We start from the raw sequence: 3,217 nt of genomic DNA, 5'->3' as shown, positions 1-3,217 counted from the left end.
AGGATCTAAGCTATCGTCTGTGGAATGCCACCTACGGCCCCTTGTACGCGCCGGTCAGTGACAAATTGCCGCCCAATCCCCATCTCGATGTGGCCCACCGCGACATCCCCGGACCGGCGGGGCAGATGCTCACCGCCGTCAATCCTTCCTACATGACCCGCCTGGTTCAGGAATTCGCTTTGGCCGAGTTCGGTCATCGCGGCCGCATCACCAGCCTTTTGCCGATTCGCCCCGAAAACCGCCCCGATCCTTGGGAAGAGCGGGCCTTGCGCCGGATTGAGGGCGGCGCCGCCGAGGTCAGTGAGGTTGCCGAACTTGAAGGCGTTGCGCATTTGCGGTTGATGCGGCCGATGGTGACCGCCGAAGCCTGCCTCAGATGCCATGCGGCGCAAGGTTATCATCTTGGCGATATTCGCGGCGGCTTGAGTGTTTCCATCCCCCTGGCGCCCTATCAGCCGATTTTTCAAAGCCGCCGGCGCAGCCTACTGATGGGGCATCTCTTCTTTGTCGGAGCAGGTTTGCTGGGACTGGGAGCGGCGACCATCCATTTGCGGCGCCAGATGCTCGCGCGGGAACGTGCGGAGCGGGAATTGCAGCGGGCCAAGGACGCGGCGGAGAGGGCCAATCTGCTCAAAAGCCAGTTTCTCGCCAACATGAGCCACGAGATCCGCACCCCCATGAACGGCGTGATCGGCATGATCGGCCTGGCGCGTGATCTGGCTTCCCATCCGGAGCAGGTTGAGATGCTCAAGCTGGCCGATCAGTCGGCAACATCGCTGCTGACTCTGCTTAACGACATTCTGGATCTCTCGCGCATCGAGGCCGACAAACTCAAGATCGAGCACCAACCTTTTGATCCGCGCGCCCTGATCCAGCAGATACTGGCCGAGTTCACGCCGCTTCTGCGGGAGAAAAACCTCCATTGCGCCTGCGAGATCGATCCTGCCCTGGCGCCGCGGTTGCTGGGCGATTCCTTCCGGGTGCGTCAGGTGCTGGTCAACCTGCTCGGCAACGCCGTGAAGTTTACCGACCAAGGCGGCTTGTCGCTGTGCGTGGAAAAAGGTGCGCGGAAGAATGCGCAAGGGGTCGAGTTGGTGCGCTTTGCGGTGAAGGACAGCGGTATCGGCATCGCCGAGGACAAGTTGTCCGAACTTTTTCAGCTGTTCTCCCAGGTGGATGGGTCGCTGACGCGCCGCCACGGCGGTTCGGGGCTGGGCCTGGCCATCAGCCGCAAGCTGGTGGAACTGATGGGCGGTTATATGGACGTCGAAAGTCGTCCTGGGGAAGGCAGTACCTTCACCTTTTTCCTGCCCCTGCCGGAGGCCTGAGCCGCGCCGGCAAGGGCAGCGATGCGCTTATTTCCCCCCTTTGGGGCCGCGGCGGCTGTGGGGCGGCTTTTTCGCGCCCGCCTTGAACGGCCGCTGGTCCCCGCCCTTGGCCAGCAAACGTCTTTTGACGGGCTTGCCTCCCGCCTCCTGACCCGCTCCCCGATCCTCACTGATCTGCAGACGCTGACCGCACACCCACACCCCTTGCAGGCGGCGCAGGGCCTCGGGTGCCAGATCCCGCGGCAGGTCGACTAGGCTGAAGGCATCATAAATCTTGATCTGGCCAATGTCGCGACTGCTCAGGTTGGCCTCGTTGGTGATGGCGCCGACGATGTTGCCCGGCTCGACTTTGTGGGCCCGGCCGACCTCGATGCGGTAGCGTTGCCAGTTGCCGTCGCGCGATTCCCTGGCGCGGGCGGGGCGGGCGCGGGGCGGTGGTTCGGGTTCGACCTTTTCCTCGGCGAAACCGCCTTCGGGCTGCAAGGGCCGATCCTTCTGCACCAGATAGGCGAGGGTGGCGGCAATGCGGCGCAGGCCGACGTCGTACTCGCTCTGGTAGCTGTCGATGAATTCCTCGAAAAATTCCAGATCCTGGGATTCCATGGCCGTCGCGATCTGTTCCTTGAACAGGCCGACGCGTCGGTCGGTGATGTCCTTGCGAGTCGGCAGGCTCATGGCGGTGATGGGCTGGCGGGTGGCCTGCTCGATGGCGGAGAGCATGCGCATTTCGCGCGGCGCGACGAACAGGATCGCCTTGCCCTCGCGGCCCGCGCGGCCGGTGCGGCCGATGCGGTGGATGTAGGCCTCGGTGTCGTAGGGGATATCGTAATTGATCACATGGCTGATGCGCGGCACGTCGAGACCGCGCGCGGCGACATCCGTGGCGACGACGATGTCGAGGCCGCCGCCGCGCAGCCGCTCGATGGTCTTCTCGCGCATGGCCTGGGTCATGTCGCCGTTCAGGGGCGCGCTGGAAAAACCACGCGCCTCGAGCTTTTCCGAGAGCTCCACGGTGGCCGTCTTGGTGCGCACGAAGACGATCATTGCCTCGATGTCCTCGGCTTCGAGAATGCGCGTCAGGGCATCGAGCTTGTGCAGGCCCTTGACCTGCCAGAAGCGCTGGGAGATGGTTTCGACCGTCGCGGTTTTGGCCTTGATGCGGATTTCCACCGGCTCCTTGAGCTGGCGCCGCGCGACCTGCAGCACCTCCTTGGGCATGGTGGCGGAAAACAGGGCGACCTGCCGCTGCGCCGGCGCATGTTCGAGAATCTGCTCCACATCCTCGATGAAGCCCATCTTGAGCATCTCATCCGCCTCGTCCACGACCACGGCCAGCAGGCGCTCCAGGCGCAGGGTGCCGCGCCGCAGATGATCCTGAATACGCCCCGGCGTGCCGACCACCGCCTGCACGCCGCGCGCCAGCATGCGCAGTTGCTGGCCCATGTTCTGGCCGCCGTACACCGGCAGCACCTGGAAATCCGGCAGGTGGCGGGCATAGGTCTGCATGGCCTCGGCCACCTGCAAGGCGAGCTCGCGGGTCGGGGTGAGCACCAGAATCTGCGGATGCTTCAACGCCGGATCGAGGCGGCTCAACAGCGGCAGGGCAAAGGCGGCGGTCTTGCCGGTGCCGGTCTGCGCCTGACCGAGCAGGTCGCGCCCTTCGAGCAGCGGCGGGATGCTTTGCGCCTGAATGGGCGAGGGGCTTTCGTAGCCGATTTCGTCGATGACCCGGGCGATGGCCGGCGCCAGGTTCAGGGAGGCGAAGGAAGGGAGGGTTTCTTCGGTCATGGGAATCCTTATCGGGAGTCGGGGAACAGCGCTTGGGAAAGGCGAAGTTTAACCTGAACTTCAGTCGATTTGAAATTGCTAAATGCAGGTGCGTGAGATTT

2 protein-coding genes are annotated in these 3,217 nt (G+C 64.0%); one reads left to right on the top strand and one right to left on the bottom strand.

Features of this window, described 5'->3' with window-relative positions; all coding sequences use genetic code 11:
- On the top strand, nucleotides 1-1,328 hold a 1,328-nt coding region (locus QAT43_RS14650; protein ID WP_305043833.1), incomplete at its 5' end, for an ATP-binding protein.
- Nucleotides 1,329-1,355: 27 nt separating this feature from the next.
- On the opposite strand, the gene QAT43_RS14645 is transcribed toward QAT43_RS14650, so the two are convergent.
- On the bottom strand, nucleotides 1,356-3,116 hold the full coding sequence (locus QAT43_RS14645) for a DEAD/DEAH box helicase (protein ID WP_305043832.1): 1,761 nt from the start codon (nucleotides 3,114-3,116) through the stop codon (nucleotides 1,356-1,358).
- Nucleotides 3,117-3,217: the final 101 nt, after the last annotated feature.

It is taken from the genome of Geoalkalibacter sp., from assembly GCF_030604225.1.
In the GTDB taxonomy this organism is placed as follows: Bacteria; Desulfobacterota; Desulfuromonadia; order Desulfuromonadales; family Geoalkalibacteraceae; genus Geoalkalibacter.
This window is presented reverse-complemented; position numbering and strand designations above follow the sequence as displayed.